Genomic DNA, 19,799 nt, shown 5'->3' on the forward strand with positions numbered 1-19,799 from the left:
CCGCCGCGGACCGCGCCCCTGCAAACAAAAAGCCCCGCCGGTGCGGCGGGGCTTTGGCCTATTCGGCGGCCCTCAGGCGGTTGGGGTCTGGTGTAGCTTCCCCGCTCACCGTCTCATCCGTGCCGGGGGCGGGCCAGAGGATTTCTGTGGTGGGCAGGCGGCGGGCCTTCTTGAACAGACGCGAGTCCTGCGCAATGCGGCTGCTGCGGCCGCGGGTGATGCGTGACAGCACCCGCCCCAGCGCCCGCATGTAGGTGGCGAACCAGACCCGGATCGCCAGAAGCGAAGGCGTCACCACCAGCGTCAGCACCGTGGCGATGCCCAGCCCGAAGACCACTGCCGTTGCCAGCTGTTTCCACCACAGCGCGGTCGGGCTGTCGATCGAGTAGCCCCCGTTGATGAAGTCGAGGCTGATACCGAACATCATCGGCGCCAAGCCGGCCATGGTGGTGATGGTGGTGAGCAGCACCGGGCGGATACGGGCCTCGGCGGTGCGGATGATCGCCTCCAGCCGCGGCATCTTCTGGCTGAACTCCTGATAAGTGTCGATCAGAACGATGTTGTTGTTCACCACGATGCCTGCCAGCGCGACGATGCCGGTGCCGGTCATGATGATCGAGAACGGCTGCTGCATCACCATCATGCCGATAAGCACGCCGGTGGTGGAGAGCACCACGGCCAGGAGCACCAGCACCGCGTTGTAGAAGCTGTTGAACTGCGCCAGAAGGATCACAAACATCAGCCCCAGCGCGCCGGCGAAGGCCTTGGACAGGAAGGCGCCGGATTCCTCCTGCTCCTCTTGGTCGCCGGTCCATTCCCAGGAGATACTGCGAGGCAGCGGGTCGGTTTCCAGCCATTCGGTGAGCTTCTGAATGCGCTCGTTTGCATTCATCTGAACGAGTTTGACCGTCGCCTTCCCCGTTTCGATCTGCTGGCGCACTTCATCCAGCGTGATAACGGAGGCGACCTCGGGCACGTTGAAGTATTGACGGGGTTCGCCAAAGAGCCAAGTCCGAAGAATACCGGTCTCTCCGATCAGCGTCACGTTGTATGGGTCGCCCCGGTCAACTTCTTCTTGGCTGACTTCGTACCCGAAGCCAACGTCCAATTTGCCGTCTTCCACGGGGTCGCCATCTTCATTTAGCGGAATGAGCTGCAAAATCTGAAGGCCCGGCTCCACGTCGGCCTTCACGTCATAATAGCGCTCTTGTTCGATGCGGTTGATCTCGGCGAGTTTCGGCACCGGCTTGCGGGTGATGAAGTTGGAGAGCGGCACCAGCCCGTCCGCAGTGCGGACCTTCAAATTGTCGAGGGTGGAGAGGACCCGGTCTTCCTCGGGCAGGCGGACGCGGATCTCGATCTCCTCGTCGGAGGAGTCGACGCGCATGGTGTCCAAGAGGATGCCGCGGGTCACCAGCTGCACCATCGCGCCCACGGTGGCCACATCGGCGCCGTAGCGGCCCGCTTCCTCCACGTCGACGTCGATCTGCCAGTCGATGCCCGGCAGCGGCAGGCTGTCTTCGATCAGGGTGAGGCCTGGAGTGTTCTCGAACCGCTCCCGCGCGGCGTTGGTGGCGGCGTTGAGATCCTCCCAGCTGTCGCCGCGCAGGCGCAGGTGCACCGGCTTGCCGGTGGCAGGCCCCTGTGCAAGCGCGCGCACCTCCACTTCGAAACCGGGCAGCTGGGCGAGCGCGGCATTGAGCTGATCGATCACGTAATCGCCGTCGAACTCGGTCGCGGTGACCTGGCGCGTGACCAGCCCGCCGAGCCAGTCCTCGTCCTGGGTCGGGCGGTCCTCCCAGGGGATGATCTCGAATTGGACCTGGCCGATGGTGTCGGGCGGCAGCTGGGCGCCGGAGGCATCGGTATTGAGCCCGCCGTCGCCTGCAAAGGCAAAGACGTTGATGACGGCCGGGTGCGAAAGGATGACTTCCTCGGCCTCCTGCACCATCTGGTCCTTCTCGGTGAGCGAGAGGTTGCCGCGGGCGCGGACATAGGCGGTGGCCTGCTCCGGCTCGGATTCGACGAAGAACTCAACGCCGTAGTTGTTCTCGCCGAAGGTCTTGAACACCGTCATGATGGCAAAGGCGACAACCGCGATGGTCACCACCGGCATTACCGGGTTGCCCGCGATGAACTTGATGACATGGCCGAAGGGCGTGTGGTGGTAGCCGGGGGCGACCTCCTTCGGAGTGCGGGTGATCTTCGCCGAGCTGAGGGTGATGGAGGTGGCGAAGGCCGACAGGATGAAGACCATCCCGCCCGCCAGCACGCCTGCAATGGGCGGGGTGCCTTCAGGCATCAGGTAGGCCGGGTTCAGCATCTGCATTGCGCCTGCAAACATGCCCCACATCGCCAGCGGTACCAGCGCCGCGCGCAGCCACCACGGCGCGACCATGCGCAGCGTGCGGGAGGCGCCGTCGAACAGGCGGCTGATGCGGCCGGTGACGCCGCCCATCACGGGCAGGTAGATCAGCGCCACCACCAGCGAGGCCGACAGAACGAAGATCAGCGTGACCGGCAGCATGCCCATGAACTCGCCCGGCACCCCCGGCCAGAACAGCATCGGCAGGAAGGCGCAGAGCGTCGTCGCGGTGGAGGAGACGATGGGCCAGAACATGCGCTGCGCCGCCTCCACGTAGGCGTGCATCGGGCCGGTGCCCTCCTTGATGCGCTTGTCGGCGTATTCCACCACCACGATGGCACCGTCGACCAGCATGCCGACAGCGAGGATCAGGCCGAACATCACGATGTTGGAGATCGAGATGCCCATCACGGCGAGGAAAGCGAAACAGAGGAGGAAGGAGGTGGGGATGGCAAAGCCGACCAGAAGCGCGGCCCGGCTGCCGAGCGCCGACAGCACCACGATCATCACCAGCGCAATCGCGGTCAGCACCGAGCCTTCGAGCTGGCTCACCATCGAGCCGACCACGCGGCTCTGGTCGTTGGAGGTGCCGACGGTGACCGCGGCCTGCAGTTCGGGCGGCCACTTGGCTTTCGATGCTTCCAGCGTCTGCTTGACCAGCTCCACCGTGTCGATGAGGTTGTAGCCCTTGCGTTTGACCACCTGCAGCGCCACCGTGTCCTCGCCATTGAAGCGGGCGGTGCCCTCGCGGTCTTCGAAGGTGAAGTTGATCTGCGCCAGCTCGCCGAGCGTCACAACGCGGCTGCCGTTGGTCTTCACCGGCAGCTGGTAGATGTCCTGGACGTCGTCGAAGGAGGAGGGGATCTTGACCGCGAAAGTGCCCTGATCGGTCTCCACCTCACCGGCGGCGATCAGCTGGTTGTTGTTCTGCACCACATTGATGAGCTCGAGCGCGGTGACGTTGTAGGCTTCGAGTCTCAGCGGGTCGATCAGCACCTCGACCATCTCGTCGCGGTTGCCCGCGATGCCCGCCTCCAGCACTGCATCAAGTGCCTCAAGATCGTCCTGCAAATCCTTGGCAATGCGGGCCATCGTGCGTTCCGGCACGGCGCCGGTGAGGTTCACGATGACAATCGGGAATTCGGAGAAGTTGATCTCGTTGATGGTGTATTTTTCGGCGCCCTCGGGGAACTCGGCCTCGGCCTTGTCCATCGCGTCGCGCACGTCCGCCATCACCGCGGTCTTGTCCCAGCCGAACTCGAACTCCAGCGCGACGCCGGCATAGCCCTCCGCGGCGGTGGAGGTCATCTTGTCCAGCCCGTCGAGATCGGCGAGCTCGGTTTCCATCACCTTGACCAGCAGCGTCTCCGAATCTTCCGCGGAGATGCCGGGGAAGGGGACGGAAATGAACAGCGCGGGGATTTCGATGTCCGGCTCGCCCTCCTTGGGCAGGCTCGAATAGGCAAAACCGCCGACAAGAAGCGAGATCATGATGAATGCGATCACCATGCGAGCCCGGTTGGCGGCCCAGCTGACGATGCCGGTCATTGGTTGATCTCCCCTGCGAGGCTCGCGTCAAGCGGCCGGTAGGTGGCTGCGACGGCGACGCCCTCGGTCACGAAATCCTGGCCCACGACGATCACGTTTGCGCGCTCCGGCAGTCCGCCGAGCCAGACGCCATCGGCAGAGTCGCGCAGGATGGTGACCGGGACAAAGCCGACGGTATTGTCCTCGCGCACGGTGCGCACGCCCAGGCGGCCCTCGTTGTTCAGCGTGAGCGCGGATTGCGGCAGCCGGTGCGCCAGCGTGCCTTCGGAGGAGACTGCGATGTCGGCGGTCTGCCCGTCGCGGATGCGGCTGCCGGGGTTGGGCACGGTGATCTCCACCTCGAACGTGCGGGTGGCGGGATCGGCGGCGCGGCTGATGAAGGTAACCTGGCCTTCGATCAGCTGGCCGGTGGACAGTTCAGCGCGGGCGGCAGCGCCGAGTTCGACCTTGTTCACTTCGGCTTCCGGCACAAAGCCCACCAGCTTGATGGTGTCGAGCTGAATCACCGTGGCGCAAAGGCTGCCGGGCAGCATCAGGCTGCCAAGTTCGGCAGCGTCACTTTCCAGAAGGCCTGCAAAAGGTGCCTTAACGGTGAGCCGCTCGATCTCGCGCTCGGCGGCGGCAACGGCGGCCTGGGCGGCGCGCTCGGCCGCCTCGGCAGCTGCGAGGCGGGTTTCGGAAGCATAGCCGCCCTTGGAGAGTTTGGAGGCTGCGGTGAAGTTGATCTCGGCCTCCTTCAGCCTTGCTTGCGCTTCCAGCAGGGTGGCGTTGCGGGTGCCGGGGTCGAGCCTGCACAGCACATCGCCCGCGGCGACCTCCGCACCCTTCCGCAGCGGCTCGGAGATCACGGTGGAGGTGGTCTCGGCCCGGACTTCCACCTGGCGCAGGGCCTCGGTTTCGCCACGCAGGATCACCGCGCTGCCGATGGTGCGGGCCTTGCTTTCGATGGCGACGACACCGATGCGGCCGGTATCTCCGGTGTCTTCTCCGGGAACGGGCTGGGCCGCCTGAGGGGCGGGTTCCGCGGCCGCGGCCTCGCCGCGGGCAAAGGCCAGCAGGCTGTCGCGCTCGATTACCAGGAGATAAAGCGCTCCGGTCACCACGGCGGCGGTCAGCAACGGTACGATACGCATGTCGGGCCTTTCCTTACGTCTTGCCCGCATCCCGGCGGGGCAGCCTGGGGTCATTCGCGGCCCGGTGGCGTGCGGCTGCGGGCGTCGCGCGAATGTGATAGGAGTGATATAGGCGATGTCCAGACTAAACTAAGTAGTTTAGATCACATTTCTCCCCCTTTCCCGCTCCGGCGGCGCGATTTGCCGCACAAGGGGCGCAAAACCGGCCGTTCTGCCGCTCCGCAACGGGCCACTTGGCTTGTCCGGGCGGGCAGGGTATGAGGGGCGCAACCTATTCAATACCCGGCACTTGCCGCGCAGACGCAGAGGCCCCGCATGAGCGACACCGACAGCTTTATCGATGAGGTGACCGAAGAGGTCCGCCGCGACCGGCTCTTCCTGATGCTGAAGCGCTACGGCTGGATCGGCGGCGTGGCGGTGGCGCTGATTGTCGGCGGCGCGGCCTACCGCGAGTATTCCAAAGCCCAGGAGACCGCGGCAGCGCAGGCGCTGGGGGATGCAGTGTCGGCGGCACTGGAAACCGAAGACAGCGCCGCGCAGGCCGAAGCGCTTGCGGCGGTTGCCGCCGAAGGCGAGGGCGGGGCGGCAATTGTCGCGATGCTGAGAGCGGGCGCGCTGGCCGAGGCCGGGCAGACCGGGGAGGCGGTGGCAGCGCTGGAGGCGGTTGCAAGCAACGGCGATCTGCCGCTGATTTACCGCCATGTCGCAAGTTTCAAGGCGCTGAACCTGCAGGCCGAAACCTTGAGCCCCGAGGACCTGCGCCTGCAATACGAGGCGCTGGCCCAGCCCGGCGCGCCGCTCGCGCCGCTGGCTTCGGAACAGCTGGCGCTGCTGGACATCCGGGCGGGTGAAACCGACGCCGCAATCGAGCGCCTGCGCGCCATTGCCGGTGATGCCGCCGCCGGTGCGGACTTGAAAGAGCGCGCAACTCAGGTAATCGTTGCGCTCGGCGGCGCGGCCGATGCGGACGCGGCGCCCGGGGGATAACAGTCAGCGCAGCGGCATTTCCGGCTTCGCAACAAAAAAAGGCAACAAGGGCAGGGCAATGACAGCAGCGAAACGTTTTCCGAAGGCCAGGGCCTTTCTGCTCGGCTCAGCCGTGGCCGCGTTGCTGGCGGCCTGCGCGGAAGAAGAGGTCATCCTGCAGGGCAAGCGCGAGGACATCCGTCCCGAAGCTGCCCAGGAAGTGGTGAACCAGGCGCGCCCGATTTCCTTGCCGCAGCAGACAGCCAATACCGCCTGGCCGCAGGGCCATGGCGCCGAAACGGCCCGCACTGCGCATCCGGCGCTGGGAACGGCGGTGCAGCGGATCTGGTCGGCCTCGATCGGCGACGGCGACAGCCGCCGCCAGCGCATCACCGCAACCCCCGTGGTGGGCGGGGGGCGCATCTTCACCCTGGACAGCGGCGCGCGGGTTTCGGCGGTGTCGCCGCAAGGGCAGCTTCTGTGGCAGCGCGAGCTGATTCCCCCGGCCGACGAGGAAGGCCAGGCCACCGGCGGCGGGCTCGCCTATGATGATGGGGTGATCTATGTCTCCTCCGGCTATGGTGTGCTGACAGCGCTCAACGCCGAAAGCGGCCAGGTGATCTGGCGGCAGGAGCTGGACGCCACCGGCTCCGGCCAGCCGCGGGTCAGCGGCGATCTGGTCTACCTGGTGGCGGGCGACGACACCGGCTGGGCGGTCAGCAAGGGAACCGGCCGCATTGCCTGGCAAGTGGAGGCGGTGCCGTCGGAGGCTAACATCCTCGGGGCTCCGGCACCCGTGGTGACGCGGGACCTTGCGGTCTTTGCCTTCGGCTCGGGCGACCTGATCGCCACCTTCCGCCAGGGCGGGCTGCGCCGCTGGAGCGCTTCGGTCGCGGGCAAGCGCACCGGCTTTACGCTGGCGCGGATCAGCGACGTGACCGGCGCGCCGGTGGTCGATGGCGGCCGGCTTTATGCGGGCAACCACGCGGGCCGCACCGTCGCCTTTGACCTCGAGAACGGCGAACGTCTTTGGACCGCGCGCGAGGGCGCGGCGGGCACCGCCTGGCCTGCGGGCGGCAGCCTGTTCCAAGTGAGCGACCAGAGCCAGCTCCTGCGGCTGGATGCCGCCACGGGCGAGGTGATCTGGGCGGTGGACCTGCCCGGTTTCGTCAAGGACAGGCCCGGAAAGCGCGGCAGGATCTACACCCACTACGGGCCGGTTCTGGCTGGCGGGCAGCTGGTGCTGGCCTCGGGCGACGGGCTCTTGCGCTTCTTCGATCCGGTCAGCGGGAGGCTCACGCGCACCGCGGAGCTGCCTGGCGGCGCCAGCACCGCGCCGGTGGTTGCGGGGCGCACCCTTTACGTGGTTTCCTCGGACGGCGATTTGCACGCCTACCGCTAGCGGCATTTGCGGACTGGCGGTTTCCGGGCAGATGCGTTATGGGGCGCGTCTGAAACGCTGAAAGTTGGTCCGATGTCCTTTACCCTCGCAATCGTGGGCCGTCCGAATGTGGGCAAGTCCACCCTGTTCAACCGTCTAGTCGGCAAGAAGCTGGCGCTGGTGGATGACCAGCCCGGCGTCACCCGCGACCTGCGCGAGGGCGAGGCGCGGCTGGGGGATCTGCGGTTTACGGTGATCGATACCGCGGGGCTGGAGGATGCCACCGACAACTCGCTTGAGGGCCGGATGCGGCGCCTGACCGAGCGCGCGGTGGAGATGGCCGACATCTGCCTGTTCATGATCGACGCCCGCGCAGGTGTGACGCCGACGGATGAGCTGTTCGCGGAAATCCTGCGCAAGAAGTCCGCCCATGTGATCCTTGCCGCCAACAAGGCCGAGGGCAACGCCGCCGAGGCGGGCGTGCTGGAAGCCTACGGGCTGGGCCTGGGCGAGCCGCTGCGGCTTTCGGGCGAGCACGGCGAGGGGATGCCGGATCTTTACGGCATCCTGCAGCCGCTGGCGGAGAAGTTCGAGCAGGTGGCCGAGGACAACGCGCCGGTGATGGACGTCGAGCTCGACGAGGATGGCGAGTTCGAGGACGGAGACGCGGTGCCGCAGCCGACCGCCGCCAAGCCCCTGCAGGTTGCGGTGGTGGGCCGCCCGAACGCGGGCAAGTCCACGCTGATCAACAAGATCCTTGGGGAGGAACGCCTGCTGACCGGACCCGAGGCGGGCATCACCCGCGATGCGATCTCGCTGCGGATGGAGTGGCAGGGCACGCCGATGCGGGTCTTTGACACCGCCGGCATGCGCAAGAAGGCCAAGGTGCAGGAGAAGCTGGAGAAGCTCTCCGTCTCCGACGGGTTGCGCGCGGTCAAGTTCGCCGAGGTGGTGGTGGTGCTGCTGGACGCGAGCATCCCCTTCGAGCAGCAGGACCTGCGCATCGCCGACCTCGCCGAGCGCGAGGGCCGTGCCGTGGTGGTTGCCGTCAACAAGTGGGACGCCGAGGACGAGAAGCAGGAGAAGCTGCGTGACCTCAAGGAAGCCTTCGCCCGGCTGCTGCCGCAGCTTAGGGGCGCGCCGCTGGTCACGGTCTCGGCCAAAACCGGCAAGGGGCTCGACCGGCTGCATGCCGCGATCCTGCGCGCCTACGAGGTCTGGAACCGCCGGGTGCCGACCGCGGCGTTGAACCGCTGGCTTACTGGGATGCTGGAGCAGCACCCGCCCCCGGCTCCGCAGGGCAAGCGCATCAAGCTGCGCTACATGACCCAGGCCCGCACCCGGCCGCCCGCATTTGTGGTGATGTGCTCGCATCCCGACAAGCTGCCCGACAGCTATTCGCGCTATCTGGTCAACGGCCTGCGCGAGGATTTCGACATGCCGGGCTCGCCGATCCGCCTGTTCATGCGCGGGCAGGGCGACAAGAACCCCTACAAGGGCCGCCGCAAGAAGAACGCAGGCGCGCTCACCAAGCATCTGAAGGACCGGCAGCGCTGAAGCCCGGCTGATCCGGGCAAAGGGGGAGTGCTCCCGCCCGGCCTGCAGCCTTTCGAAGAAAGACCTGGCCCTGCCCAAGCCGCGCGCCGCCCGTTCCGGGCGGCGCTTTTGCGTTCGGGGCCGGCCGTGCTGCGGAAATCTCCCCAGGCTGCGTGGAGGTGCCCAAATTGCTCTAAAGGCTGACTTTTCCGTCCCCGCCGGGTCTTGTCATGACGCCGGGACAGATTACCTCTGGAAAAGCCTTGGACGGGGCCGCGGTACTTCATGCGGTTTTCACAGAGTGATTTTTTACGGATGACGCCATGGATCTGAGGGCACATACGCGCAAATACTGCGCCAAGGATAACAGGCTGGCCGCGCTCAGCTATTTCGGCACATTTGCGGTCTATTTCACGGCTCTCTACCTCGCCATCACCCAGGTGGAGCGCTGGTATATCCTGCTGCCCGCGGGCGTCGTCTTTGCCTTTGCGGCGGTGCGGCTTTACGTGCTGCAGCATGACACCGGGCATCATTCACTGTTCGAGACACGGGCACAGAACGAGATCGCAGGCCATGTGCTGTCACCCTTCACCTTTGCGCCGTTCGAGGTGATGAAGCAGAACCACAACCTGCATCACGCCAATATCGGCAACCTCGAACACCGGGAGACCGGCGAGATCCACACGATGACGCTCACGGAATGGCAGCAGGCGGGCTTCTGGCAGCGGCTGGCCTACCGGCTGTACCGCAACCCCTTCGTGCTGGTGCCGGTGGGCGCGGCGTTCACCTATTTCATCCGCTACCGCTGGCCCAAGAACACGCTGCGCTTCGGCGTGCTGGGCGTGGTGCTGCACAACCTGGTGATCATTGCGATGCTGTCGCTTCTGTACTGGGCGGCGGGCTGGACCGGGGTGCTGGTGTGGCTGGTGTTCTCCTTCCTAGGCGGCATGATCGGAGTGTTCCTGGTCTACCTGCAGCACAACTTCGAGGACACATACTGGGACCGCCGGCCGGAGCTGAATCCGCAGGTGGCGGCTTTGCAGGGGTCTTCCTGCCTGGATTTCGGCTGGTTTTTCGACTTTGCGGTCGCCAATATCACCCTGCATGACATTCACCATTACAACGCCCGCATCCCCTCCTACCGCTTGCGGCAATGCCACTACAGCCTGCCGCCGGAAGCCGGGCTGCGCCGGATCGGCTTTATTGAGGCCCTGCGCGCGCTGTCGCTGAAGCTTTGGGACGAGGAGCAGGAGCGGCTGGTGCCCTTCCCGGCCTGATTTTGGGGCGGGGCAGGACGGCCGCCGGGGGCGGGCAGGCACAGGGATTCAGCATGGAACGTGCAAACGGGGCGGGGCCGGGAAACCGGGGGCTGGCAACCGCAGAACACCAGGGGAAGGATTCGGCGGCGAATGGCGAGGAGGCCAGCCGGGCGGACTACGACGCTGCACTGGCGGAGGCAGAGGCGGCGCGGGTGGCGGCCGAAGAAAAGGCAGCCCGCGCCAAGGCCAAGGCCCGCAAGGCCAAGCGCAAAGCGGCGCTGCTGGCCCAGGAGATTGCCGAGGCCCGCATCAAGGCCAGAAAGAAGGCGAAAAAGCTGAAGGCAAAAGCCAAGAAGGAAATCGCCAAGGAAAAGGCCAAGGCCCGTGCAATCCTGGGGGAAAAGGAGCGCGCCAAGGCAGGGATGCAGCCGAAGGCCAAGGGCTGAGGGTCTGGCGGTCGGTGCCGGGAGCGTTTTTCCCAGTCCGGAGAAACAGGCCAGCCGTGCGGCAAGCACGGCGCCGCGCGTCACCGGCGCGCGCGGGGGCGATTCAAACGGGAGTGGCTGGCAGTTTATCCCCGCCAAGTTCGTACTCCTTCTCAAGGACATATCCAGCCTCAGCAAAATCGCAACCGCGAGGGGGTGGGCCGGCGATGCGCGGCGGCCTTCGGCCCTGTTCCGCGCCGGGGGCAGTAGGTATGCGCTGCAAACGCTTGTCAGTAAACAAAAACCGGCGCTGAGGCAGCGCCGGTTTTCTTGTCCCGCCTTGCCCTGAGGCCCGGTGGTTCAGACCAGCCGGCCCTCAGCCGTGAGCGTCAGCTTGCCGCCAAGGTAGGGCGCGAGCACCTCAGGCAGCTGCACTGACCCGTCGGCCTGCTGGCCGTTCTCCAGAACCGCGATCAGGCACCGGCCCACCGCGAGGCCGGAGCCGTTCAGCGTGTGCAGGAACTGCGGCTTGCCGCCACCCTCGGGTTTGAAGCGGGCGTTCATCCGGCGGGCCTGGAAGTCGCCACAGTTGGAGACCGAGGAAATCTCGCGGTAAGTATTCTGCCCGGGCAGCCAGACCTCGATGTCATGAGTCTTGCGGGCGCCGAAACCCATGTCGCCGGTGCAGAGCACCACGGTGCGGTAGGGCAGGCCGAGGCGCTCCAGGATGCCCTGGGCGCAGGCGGTCATGCGCTCGTGCTCCTCGCCGCTCTTGTCCGGGCGGGTGACGGAGACCATCTCCACCTTCTCGAACTGGTGCTGGCGCAGCATGCCGGAGGTGTCCTTGCCGGCCGAGCCTGCCTCGGAGCGGAAGCACTGGGTGTGCGCGACGTAGCGGCGCGGCAGGTAGCCTTCCTCCACCACTATGCCATTGACGATATTGGTCAGCGTCACCTCGGCAGTGGGCACGAGCCACCAGCCGTTGGTGGTCTGGTAGCTGTCCTCGCCGAACTTGGGCAGCTGGCCGGTGCCGTAAAGCATCTCTTCACGCACCAGAACCGGGGTCCAGGTTTCGGTCAGGCCGTTCTCATCGACGTGGGTGTTGACCATGAACTGCGCCAGCGCCCGGTGGATTCGCGCGACTGCGCCGGAGAGCACCACGAACCGGCTGCCGGAGAGCTTGGCGGCCGTTTCGAAGTCCATGCCATCCTTTACGCCTTCGATTTCGAAATGCTCCTTCGGCTCGAAGTCGAGCGCCCTGGGCTCGCCCCAGCGGTGGATTTCGACATTGTCGTTTTCGTCCTCGCCCTGCGGCACGTCGTCGAACGGCAGGTTGGGGATGGTCATCAGCATGTCGGTGAGCCGCTGGTCGAGCTCTTTGGCTTCGGCGTTCATCGCCGCGACCTCGGCCTTCTTCTCGGCCACCAGCGCGCGCAGGCGCTCGAACTCGGCCTCGTCGCCGCGGGCCTTGGCGGCGCCGACTTCTTTGGAGGCCTTGTTCTGCTCGGCCTGGGCGGTCTCGGCGGCGAGGATCTTGGCGCGGCGGGCCTCGTCCAGGGCCAGGATCTCAGACGACACGCCCGCATCCCCGCGGCGCGCCACGGCGGCGTCGAATGCGGCAGGGTTTTCGCGGATGGCGCGGATGTCATGCATGAGGGTCACTCCTGGCTTGCAATGCGGGTGTTGAATCACTGCCCCATCCTATGCCGCAGTGATGAACAAAGGGGAAGGGGGCAGGGGGTGGCGGAGGCGCAGCGCCGAGCGGAACTGGGCCGCAAGGCGGCCGCTTACCGCCCCGTGCGCGCCGGCGCTGCGCGGCTCGTCTCCGCTGCAGGGCCCGCGCGCGGCCGGGCTTTTGCATTTGCCGACCCGAACCGCCCGGTGAGCCTTGCAACCCAAGTGGCCAGCGCATAGGTTCCGCTGCAAAATTCCGGCGCGTATCGTGCCGCTTTCACAGAAGGAATATCCCATGGACGTTGGCGCAATCGGCCAGTTTCTCCCGCTTATCCTGATCTTCGCGATCATGTACTTCCTGCTGATCCGCCCGCAGCAGAAAAAGATGAAGCAGCATCAGGCGATGGTGGACGGCCTGCGCCGCGGGGACCAGGTGGTGACCCAGGGCGGCGTGATCGGCAAGGTCTCCAAAGTCAAGGAAGACGGCGAGATCGAAGTGGAAATCGCCGAAGGCGTCAAGGTGCGCGTGGTCAAGGCGACCATCGCCCAAGTGCTGAGCAAGACCGAGCCGGCAGCGTAAACCGCCCACTCCAACCCATTGATAAGGCAGGGCAATGCTGCAAATTGATCTCTGGAAAAGGGTTCTCATCTGGCTGGCCTGCGCGGCCGGCCTTTTGCTTGCCCTGCCCAATGCATTCTATACCCGCGTCGAGCAGGCCAATGACGCCGCGGCGGAAATCATCGCCCGCGGCGAAACCCCGGAGCGGCTGGAGACGGCTGCGCAGTGGCCCGATTTCCTGCCTTCGGGGCTGGTGAACCTCGGTCTCGATCTGCGTGGCGGCGCGCATCTCCTGGCCGAAGTGCAAGTCGAGGACGTTTATGAAGCGCGGATGGATGCGCTGTGGCCGGAAGTGCGCGATGCGCTGCGGCCCGAACGCGCCGCCATCGGCACCTTCCGCCGCCAGCCCGGCCCGGCGGACCAGATTCGCCTGAAGATCTCCAAACCCGAAGGCATGGCCCGGGCGCTGGAAGTGGTGCGCGGTCTCGCAAACCCGATCGCCACGCTGACCGGCGCGGGCGCGAACGACATTGAGGTTTCGGCTGAGGGCGACATCCTGGTGGTGCGCCTGTCTGAGGCCGAGAAGCTGGCCTCAGACGACCGCACCGTGCGCCAGTCGCTGGAAATCGTGCGCCGCCGCATCGACGAGGTCGGCACCCGCGAGCCGACGATCCAGCGCCAGGGCGCCGACCGCATCCTGATCCAGGTGCCGGGCATCGGCTCGGCTTCCGAGCTGAAGGAGATCATTGGCACCACGGCGCAGCTGACCTTCAATCCGGTCGTGGGCCGCGGCAGCGATCCCGATGCCGCGCCCGGCGTGGGCAACAAGGTGATCCCGTCGCTGGACGAGGAGGGCGTCTACTACACGGTGGAGGCCGCCGCGGTGGTGACCGGCGAGCAGCTGGTCGATGCGCAGCCGTCTTTCGATCAGAACGGCCAGCCCGCGGTGACCTTCCGCTTCAACACCTCCGGCGCGCGCAAGTTCGGCGACTACACGGCGGAAAACATCGGCTCGCCCTTTGCGATCGTGCTGGATGACGAGGTGGTCTCCGCCCCGGTGATCCAGTCCCACATCCCCGGCGGCTCCGGCATCATCACCGGCAATTTCACCATCGAGGACAGCACCAACCTCGCGATCCTGCTGCGTGCGGGCGCGCTGCCTGCGGGGCTCGAGTTCCTCGAAGAGCGCACCATCGGCCCCGAGCTGGGCCAGGACAGCATCGACGCGGGCAAGGTTGCAACTGCCGTGGCCTTTGCCGGCGTGCTGATCTTCATGGCGTTGAGCTTCGGTCTGTTCGGCCTCTTTGCCAATGTGGCGCTGGTTCTCAACATTGCGCTGATTTTCGGCGCGCTCAGCCTCATCGGCGGCACGCTGACGCTGCCGGGCATCGCGGGCATCGTGCTGACGGTCGGCATGGCGGTGGACGCCAATGTGCTGATCTTCGAGCGCATCCGCGAGGAACTGAAAGCGGGCCGGGGTCCTGCGCGGGCCATCGACGAAGGCTATTCCAAGGCGCTGAGCGCCATTCTCGACGCCAATATCACCACTTTCATCACCGCAGTGATCCTGTTCGCGATGGGCTCCGGCCCGGTGCGCGGATTTGCAATCACCCTGGGGCTAGGCATCCTGACCTCGGTGTTCACCGCGATCTTCGTGACCCGGCTGATGATCGTGATGTGGTTCGAACGGCGCCGTCCTAAAACGATCGAGGTGTAAGATGCGGCTGAAACTGGTACCCACGGAGACCTCCTTCGATTTCTTCAAGCGCGCCCGGCTTTGGCTGGGGATCTCGGCCGTGATGATGGTGGTTGGCTTTGCCTCCTTCCTGTTTCAGGGGCTGAATTTCGGCATCGACTTCCGCGGCGGCACGACGATCCGCACCGAGGCTGCGCAGCCTGTTGATGTCGGCGCTTACCGGGATGCGGTCCAGACACTGAAGCTGGGCGATATTTCGATCACCGAGGTCTTCGACCCCACCTTCGGCCCCGAGCAGAACGTGGCGATGATCCGCATCGAGGCGCAGGACGACGGCGAGGCAGTCTCGGCCGAGGTCATCGCCAGTCTTCAGGCGGCGCTCGACAAGGTGGCGCCCGGCATCAAGTTCGTCTCGGTCGAATCGGTGGGCCCGAAAGTCTCGGGCGAGCTGGTGCAGACCGCGGTGATCGCGGTCGCGCTCGCCATCGCAGCGGTGCTGGTCTACATCTGGCTCCGGTTCGAGTGGCAATTCGCGCTCGGCGCCGTGGCCGCACTGGTGCATGACGTGATCCTGACCATCGGCGTCTTCTCCGAGCTGCAGATCAAGTTCGACCTCGCCATCATCGCGGCGCTGCTGACTATCGTCGGCTATTCGCTGAACGACACCGTGGTCGTCTTTGACCGGGTGCGCGAAAACCTGCGGCGGTACAAGCAGAAGCCGCTGGAGGAGGTGCTGAACATTTCGATCAACGAAACGCTGAGCCGGACCATGATGACCTCGGTCACCACGCTGATCGCGCTGATCGCGCTTTATGTGCTGGGCGGCGACGTGATCCGCGGCTTTGTCTTTGCGATGATCTGGGGCGTCGTGGTGGGGACCTATTCCTCGGTCTTCGTGGCCTCCACGATCCTGCTGAAGCTGGGCGTGAAGCGCGACTGGAACAAGCCGAGTGCGCCGACCGGCAACCAGTTCGCCAATATCGACGCCTGAACGGGCGAAACGCTGAACAGGGGAGGCCGCGGGGATACCTGCGGCCTTTTTTGTGTCACCCAGCGCGGAACAGAGCCGGCGGGCCGCCCCGCATGCGCCGGCACTATGCGGCTCCCCGCTTCACGGCCGCGACTATTTCCCGCGCCGCCCGAGCGTGTTATTCCGGGCCCGACCCGGAGCTTGAGAAGGACCCAGCCGATGCGCCTGAACGAAGTGAGCTACAGCGACGCCGAACCGGTGGACGGCTACGGCCCCGGCTTCTTCCGCATCGGCGGCAAGGTGCAGACCGGCGCGGTGCTGACCTCGGGCGCGGGCACCGCCGCCTGGGGCGGCTATAATGACGCTGCACCGCTTCTGGCGCTGGCAGGCTCCATCGACGTGCTGTTCGTCGGCACGGGTGCAGAGATTGCCCATATACCGGCGGGCTTGCGCCAGCAGCTGGAAGGCGCGGGGATCGGGGTTGAGACCATGAACTCCCCCGCCGCCTGCCGCACCTACAACGTGCTCCTGTCGGAAGGCCGCCGCATCGCGCTTGCCGCTCTGCCGGTCTGAGCGGCCCTGAAAGATCCGGCCCCGACGATCGGCCCCCGGTTTGACCTGGCGCAAGGCGCAAGGCCCCCGATTGAGGCTTTTCATGCGCCGGGGCAATGGGATATGAAAAATTCATGACATTGAATGTGAGTGATCTGAGCGTGGCGCGCGGCGGCCTTCCGGTGCTGGAAGGCGTGAGCTTCACGCTCGATCCCGGGCGGGCGCTGATCCTGCGCGGGCCGAACGGCAGCGGCAAAACCACACTCCTGCGCACCATTGCGGGGCTGCAGCCGCCGCTCAAAGGCCGCATCGACGGCGCCGAGGACCGCATTGCCTACGCCGCGCATTCAGACGGGCTGAAACCGGCACTGACGGTGGCAGAGAATCTTTCCTTTTGGGCCAGCGTCTTTGGCAGGAACGGGATAGGCCAGGCGCTGGCAGCGTTTGACCTCGAAGCCCTGCGCAGCCGGCAGGCGGGGATGCTCTCGGCCGGGCAGAAACGGCGCTTGGGCCTGAGCCGGCTGCTGGTCACCGGGCGGCCCATCTGGGTGATGGACGAGCCGACGGTGAGCCTTGACCGCGCCTCGGTGGCGCTCTTTGCCGATGCCGTGCGGGCGCATCTGACCGCCGGGGGGGCTGCGCTGATCGCCACCCACATCGACCTCGGCCTGGAGGGCGAGGTGCTGGACGTGACCCCCTTCAAGGCGGCACCGCCGGCGATCGACGACTTCGACGGAGGCTTCCTGTGATCGCGCTTCTGCTGAGGGACCTGAAGCTGGCGTTCCGCGCGGGCGGCGGCTTTGGTCTGGGGCTGGCCTTCTTCCTGATCGTCACCGTGATGGTGCCGTTTTCGGTCGGCCCGCAGTCCGAGCTTTTGGCGCGGATTGCGCCCGGCGTGTTGTGGCTCGGGGCTCTGCTCGCGTGCCTGCTGTCGCTCGACCGGCTTCTGGCGCTCGACTGGGAGGACGGCTCGCTCGACCTCCTGGCCACTGCGCCGCTGCCGCTGGAGGCCACGGTCAGCATCAAGGCACTGGCGCACTGGCTGACCACCGGGCTGCCGCTGGTGCTGGCGGCGCCGGTTCTTGGCGTGCTCTTGAGCCTGCCCGAGGCGGGCTTTGGCTGGCTCTTGATCTCGTTGCTGCTGGGCACGCCCGCGCTGAGCGTGATCGGCACCTTCGGCGCGGCGCTGACGGTGGGGCTGAAGCGCGGCGGGCTGCTGCTGTCGCTCCTGGTGATGCCGCTTTACGTGCCGACGCTGATCTTCGGCGCCGAGGTGGCGCGGCGCGGGGCCGAGGGGCTGGCGGTGCAGACGCCGCTGCTGCTGCTCGCGGGCATTTCCGCTGCCTGCATCGGGCTGCTGCCCTTTGCCAGCGCCGCCGTGCTGCGCGTCAATTTGCGCTAGCCCGCATGCCGTCACCGTGAATTGAGAAACCCTGAAGCAAGAGCTAAATAGCCACCATGTCGATCTGGGAATACGCCAATCCGAAGAAGTTCCTCGCCACCACCGAACGGGTGATGCCGGCGCTGTGGACGCTCTCTGCCGTGCTGGTCGGGGCGGGGCTGATCTGGGGCTTTTTCTTCACGCCGGATGATTACCGGCAGGGCTCCACCGTGAAGATCATCTTCCTGCATGTGCCTGCCGCGCTGATGGCGATCAACGCCTGGTTCATGATGCTGGTCGCGTCGCTGATCTGGGTGATCCGCCGCCACCATGTGAGCGCGCTGGCGGCGCGTGCCGCCGCGCCCGTGGGCGTAGTGATGACTCTGATCGCGCTGGTCACCGGCGCGATCTGGGGCGAGCCGATGTGGGGCACCTGGTGGGCGTGGGACCCGCGCTTGACGTCGTTTCTGGTGCTGTTCCTGTTCTACCTCGGCTATATCGCGCTGTGGGAGGCGATCGACAACCCCGACACCGCGGCCGACCTGACCGCGATCCTCTGCCTCGTCGGCACCGTCTTTGCCGTGCTCAGCCGTTATGCGGTGAACTTCTGGAACCAGGGGCTGCACCAGGGCGCGTCGCTGTCGCTCGACAAGGAGGAGAACGTCGCGGATGTCTTCTCCACCCCGCTTTACATCTGTATGGCGGGCTTTGCTCTGCTGTTCATCGCGCTGGTGTTCTACCGCACCGGAACCGAAATCCGCGCCCGCCGCATCAAGGCGCTGCTGGCGCGCGAACGTCTGGAGGCCTGATGGCTGATCTGATGCCCGACCTTGGGAAATACGCCGATACCGTGCTGTCGGCCTATGCCGCGTCGCTGCTGCTCCTCGCGGTTCTGGTGGTGCTGACGCTGTGGCGCGGCCGCCGGGTGCGCCGCGACATGGAGGAGCTGGAAGGAAGGGTGAAGCGCAATGGCTAAGGTATCGCCTCTGATGGCTGTTCCGGGTCTGGTCTTTGCCGGGTTCGTCGGCCTCGCGCTTGTTGGCATGTTCCGCGAAGACCCCGAGAGCCTGCCCTCGGCCCGCGAAGGCCAGCCCGCGCCGCCGGTGGTGCTGGAGGAATTCCCGGGCAAGGAGATGTTCAGCGATGCCGACTTGCGCGCAGATGGCGTGAAACTGGTGAACTACTGGGCCAGCTGGTGCGCGCCCTGCCGGGTGGAGCATCCCAATCTGGAGGCACTGGCAGCCGAGGGCATCCCGATTTACGGGGTGAACTACAAGGACCGGCTGGATCAGGCCGAGGGCTTTCTGGAGGAGCTGGGCGATCCCTACACCGGGATCGGCCGCGACGAGAAGGGCCGGATGGCGCTTGACTGGGGGCTGTACGGCGTGCCCGAAACATATGTGATCGACGGCGAGGGCAAGATCGTCCTGCGCTTTGCCGGGCCGCTGACGCAGCGCGCGATCGAGAAGACCCTGCGCCCGGCGATCGAGAGGGCGCGCGGCGGCTAAGCGGGCGCGCGCCCGCTTGCCCCTGCTGCAACCGCGCGGGACAGGGCCGGGAGGGCGCAGAGGGCGGGAGAAGACCGGGAAGTCGCACAGCGCGGAACAAGGCCGATAGGCCGCCGCGCATCGCCGGCGCGCCCCCACGCGGCGGCGGTTTGGCTGCCGCTTGGTGTTCCCCCTAGAGGGTCTACGGACTTTGCCGGGATAAACTGCCAGTCATACCCGTTTGGATCGCCTCCGCGCGCGCCGGAGATGCGCGGCTTGGTGCTTTAACTTGGGAGGACAACCCCGCCTGCGGCGAGCTTTTTGTACAGCAGAGAAGGGGAACTCACAAAAGCAGCAGCTCCGGGTCCCTCGACGCCAGACCCCTGCCTGCCAGACGCCTGCACCCCCGGCAAGCGCAACAGCCGTTTCCCCGCCGCGGGCGGGGCCCCTCGGCGATTACGCTGGCCCGGGATGCCTGCGCCCGGCTGGCCGGTCTTAGGCGAGGACCGAGAGGTCGAGTTCCAGGCCGGTGCCGAGCCAGATGCCGTGATCCTGGTGATCCGCCAGCGCGTCGCCGGTTTCGGGATGCGCAAAGACAATGAGCCCGTCCCGGTTCAGCGCGAGCCAGGGCAGCAGACGTGCGAATTGCTCCGGGCTCGCGGTGAGCTGGCACGACCACATCGGATGCGGGCCGACGCATTTTTCGTGCATGCGGCCCATCTCGACTCCGAAGGTGGCCGCGGCGTCCTTGCAGAGACTGCGGGCTTTCTCCACGGTCGCCTCGTCGAAGTAGACATGGGCGTGAAAGCCGGTGATGCTGTCTAACTGTTTCATGGGGTCATTCTGGACCAAGATGCGGACGCGGGC

The 19,799-nt window shown here is 66.2% G+C and carries 18 protein-coding genes; 14 read left to right on the forward strand and 4 right to left on the reverse strand.

Annotation, left to right across the window (positions count from 1 at the left end):
• Positions 1 to 58 precede the first annotated feature (58 nt).
• Together ACOHWE_RS01475 and ACOHWE_RS01480 are read right to left on the reverse strand one after the other, a co-directional pair.
• A complete protein-coding gene (locus ACOHWE_RS01475; protein WP_420663610.1) occupies positions 59 to 3,913 on the reverse strand; it encodes an efflux RND transporter permease subunit in 3,855 nt (1,284 codons plus the stop codon).
• Positions 3,910 to 5,046 carry an efflux RND transporter periplasmic adaptor subunit gene (locus ACOHWE_RS01480; RefSeq protein ID WP_420663611.1) on the reverse strand — a complete coding sequence of 379 codons (1,137 nt, stop codon included), beginning with the start codon at positions 5,044 to 5,046 and terminating at the stop codon, positions 3,910 to 3,912. The genes ACOHWE_RS01475 and ACOHWE_RS01480 overlap by 4 nt, the downstream gene beginning before the upstream one ends.
• Positions 5,047 to 5,361: 315 nt before the next feature.
• Between ACOHWE_RS01480 and ACOHWE_RS01485 the strand changes: the two genes are divergently transcribed.
• The 5 genes from ACOHWE_RS01485 (at position 5,362) to ACOHWE_RS01505 (ending at position 10,634) form a co-directional block, all read left to right on the forward strand.
• Positions 5,362 to 6,033 (forward strand): hypothetical protein, encoded by a 672-nt coding sequence (locus ACOHWE_RS01485; protein ID WP_420663612.1) that lies wholly within the window; start codon positions 5,362 to 5,364, stop codon positions 6,031 to 6,033.
• A gap of 58 nt (positions 6,034 to 6,091) precedes the next feature.
• Positions 6,092 to 7,414 (forward strand): PQQ-like beta-propeller repeat protein, encoded by a 1,323-nt coding sequence (locus tag ACOHWE_RS01490; protein WP_420663613.1) that lies wholly within the window; start codon positions 6,092 to 6,094, stop codon positions 7,412 to 7,414.
• Between the two features lie 72 nt (positions 7,415 to 7,486).
• Entirely contained in the window at positions 7,487 to 8,950 is a 1,464-nt protein-coding gene (gene der, locus ACOHWE_RS01495; RefSeq protein ID WP_420663614.1) for a ribosome biogenesis GTPase Der, read from the forward strand.
• Positions 8,951 to 9,252: 302 nt separating this feature from the next.
• The gene (locus tag ACOHWE_RS01500; RefSeq protein ID WP_420663615.1) at positions 9,253 to 10,206 is read left to right on the forward strand and encodes a fatty acid desaturase; all 954 of its coding nucleotides are present in this window, start codon (positions 9,253 to 9,255) and stop codon (positions 10,204 to 10,206) included.
• 53 nt (positions 10,207 to 10,259) lie between these two features.
• Positions 10,260 to 10,634, forward strand: coding sequence for a hypothetical protein (locus ACOHWE_RS01505; RefSeq protein WP_420663616.1), 375 nt, complete (start codon positions 10,260 to 10,262; stop codon positions 10,632 to 10,634).
• Between the two features lie 339 nt (positions 10,635 to 10,973).
• Here the strand turns inward: ACOHWE_RS01505 and serS are convergent, their stop codons facing one another.
• Complete coding sequence (serS, locus tag ACOHWE_RS01510) at positions 10,974 to 12,266, reverse strand: serine--tRNA ligase (protein ID WP_420663617.1); 1,293 nt, start codon at positions 12,264 to 12,266, stop codon at positions 10,974 to 10,976.
• A 316-nt stretch (positions 12,267 to 12,582) separates the two neighbouring features.
• Between serS and yajC the strand changes: the two genes are divergently transcribed.
• The 9 genes from yajC (at position 12,583) to ACOHWE_RS01555 (ending at position 18,953) form a co-directional block, all read left to right on the forward strand.
• On the forward strand, positions 12,583 to 12,867 hold the full coding sequence (gene yajC / locus ACOHWE_RS01515) for a preprotein translocase subunit YajC (protein WP_420663618.1): 285 nt from the start codon (positions 12,583 to 12,585) through the stop codon (positions 12,865 to 12,867).
• Between the two features lie 34 nt (positions 12,868 to 12,901).
• Positions 12,902 to 14,563 carry a protein translocase subunit SecD gene (gene secD, locus ACOHWE_RS01520; RefSeq protein ID WP_420663619.1) on the forward strand — a complete coding sequence of 554 codons (1,662 nt, stop codon included), beginning with the start codon at positions 12,902 to 12,904 and terminating at the stop codon, positions 14,561 to 14,563.
• Between the two features lies 1 nt (position 14,564).
• Positions 14,565 to 15,533, forward strand: coding sequence for a protein translocase subunit SecF (secF, locus tag ACOHWE_RS01525; protein ID WP_420663620.1), 969 nt, complete (start codon positions 14,565 to 14,567; stop codon positions 15,531 to 15,533).
• Between the two features lie 198 nt (positions 15,534 to 15,731).
• On the forward strand, positions 15,732 to 16,085 hold the full coding sequence (locus ACOHWE_RS01530; protein ID WP_420663621.1) for an Mth938-like domain-containing protein: 354 nt from the start codon (positions 15,732 to 15,734) through the stop codon (positions 16,083 to 16,085).
• Positions 16,086 to 16,198: 113 nt separating this feature from the next.
• A complete protein-coding gene (gene ccmA / locus ACOHWE_RS01535; RefSeq protein WP_420663622.1) occupies positions 16,199 to 16,813 on the forward strand; it encodes a heme ABC exporter ATP-binding protein CcmA in 615 nt (204 codons plus the stop codon).
• Positions 16,810 to 17,466 (forward strand): heme exporter protein CcmB, encoded by a 657-nt coding sequence (gene ccmB / locus ACOHWE_RS01540; RefSeq protein ID WP_420663623.1) that lies wholly within the window; start codon positions 16,810 to 16,812, stop codon positions 17,464 to 17,466. The genes ccmA and ccmB overlap by 4 nt, the downstream gene beginning before the upstream one ends.
• A gap of 56 nt (positions 17,467 to 17,522) precedes the next feature.
• Entirely contained in the window at positions 17,523 to 18,254 is a 732-nt protein-coding gene (locus tag ACOHWE_RS01545; protein WP_420663624.1) for a heme ABC transporter permease, read from the forward strand.
• Positions 18,255 to 18,265: 11 nt separating this feature from the next.
• Positions 18,266 to 18,421: a heme exporter protein CcmD gene (ccmD, locus tag ACOHWE_RS01550; RefSeq protein WP_420664653.1), complete on the forward strand. Its 156-nt coding sequence runs from the start codon at positions 18,266 to 18,268 to the stop codon at positions 18,419 to 18,421.
• Positions 18,414 to 18,953, forward strand: a complete 540-nt coding sequence (locus ACOHWE_RS01555) for a DsbE family thiol:disulfide interchange protein (protein WP_420663625.1) — start codon at positions 18,414 to 18,416, stop codon at positions 18,951 to 18,953. Before ccmD ends, ACOHWE_RS01555 begins: the two co-directional genes overlap by 8 nt.
• A 474-nt stretch (positions 18,954 to 19,427) precedes the next feature.
• On the opposite strand, the gene ACOHWE_RS01560 is transcribed toward ACOHWE_RS01555, so the two are convergent.
• Positions 19,428 to 19,766, reverse strand: coding sequence for a DOPA 4,5-dioxygenase family protein (locus ACOHWE_RS01560; RefSeq protein WP_420663626.1), 339 nt, complete (start codon positions 19,764 to 19,766; stop codon positions 19,428 to 19,430).
• Positions 19,767 to 19,799: the final 33 nt, after the last annotated feature.

Source organism: Cribrihabitans neustonicus (assembly GCF_048820895.1).
Lineage (GTDB): Bacteria > Pseudomonadota > Alphaproteobacteria > Rhodobacterales > Rhodobacteraceae > Cribrihabitans_A > Cribrihabitans_A neustonicus.

Coding starts and splice junctions, on each gene's coding strand:
- ACOHWE_RS01475 (WP_420663610.1), bottom strand. CDS start 3,913: ATGACCGGCATCGTCAGCTGGGCCGCCAACCGGGCTCGCATGGTGATC.
- ACOHWE_RS01480 (WP_420663611.1), bottom strand. CDS start 5,046: ATGCGTATCGTACCGTTGCTGACCGCCGCCGTGGTGACCGGAGCGCTT.
- ACOHWE_RS01485 (WP_420663612.1), top strand. CDS start 5,362: ATGAGCGACACCGACAGCTTTATCGATGAGGTGACCGAAGAGGTCCGC.
- ACOHWE_RS01490 (WP_420663613.1), top strand. CDS start 6,092: ATGACAGCAGCGAAACGTTTTCCGAAGGCCAGGGCCTTTCTGCTCGGC.
- der (WP_420663614.1), top strand. CDS start 7,487: ATGTCCTTTACCCTCGCAATCGTGGGCCGTCCGAATGTGGGCAAGTCC.
- ACOHWE_RS01500 (WP_420663615.1), top strand. CDS start 9,253: ATGGATCTGAGGGCACATACGCGCAAATACTGCGCCAAGGATAACAGG.
- ACOHWE_RS01505 (WP_420663616.1), top strand. CDS start 10,260: ATGGAACGTGCAAACGGGGCGGGGCCGGGAAACCGGGGGCTGGCAACC.
- serS (WP_420663617.1), bottom strand. CDS start 12,266: ATGCATGACATCCGCGCCATCCGCGAAAACCCTGCCGCATTCGACGCC.
- yajC (WP_420663618.1), top strand. CDS start 12,583: ATGGACGTTGGCGCAATCGGCCAGTTTCTCCCGCTTATCCTGATCTTC.
- secD (WP_420663619.1), top strand. CDS start 12,902: ATGCTGCAAATTGATCTCTGGAAAAGGGTTCTCATCTGGCTGGCCTGC.
- secF (WP_420663620.1), top strand. CDS start 14,565: ATGCGGCTGAAACTGGTACCCACGGAGACCTCCTTCGATTTCTTCAAG.
- ACOHWE_RS01530 (WP_420663621.1), top strand. CDS start 15,732: ATGCGCCTGAACGAAGTGAGCTACAGCGACGCCGAACCGGTGGACGGC.
- ccmA (WP_420663622.1), top strand. CDS start 16,199: ATGACATTGAATGTGAGTGATCTGAGCGTGGCGCGCGGCGGCCTTCCG.
- ACOHWE_RS01545 (WP_420663624.1), top strand. CDS start 17,523: ATGTCGATCTGGGAATACGCCAATCCGAAGAAGTTCCTCGCCACCACC.
- ccmD (WP_420664653.1), top strand. CDS start 18,266: ATGCCCGACCTTGGGAAATACGCCGATACCGTGCTGTCGGCCTATGCC.
- ACOHWE_RS01555 (WP_420663625.1), top strand. CDS start 18,414: ATGGCTAAGGTATCGCCTCTGATGGCTGTTCCGGGTCTGGTCTTTGCC.
- ACOHWE_RS01560 (WP_420663626.1), bottom strand. CDS start 19,766: ATGAAACAGTTAGACAGCATCACCGGCTTTCACGCCCATGTCTACTTC.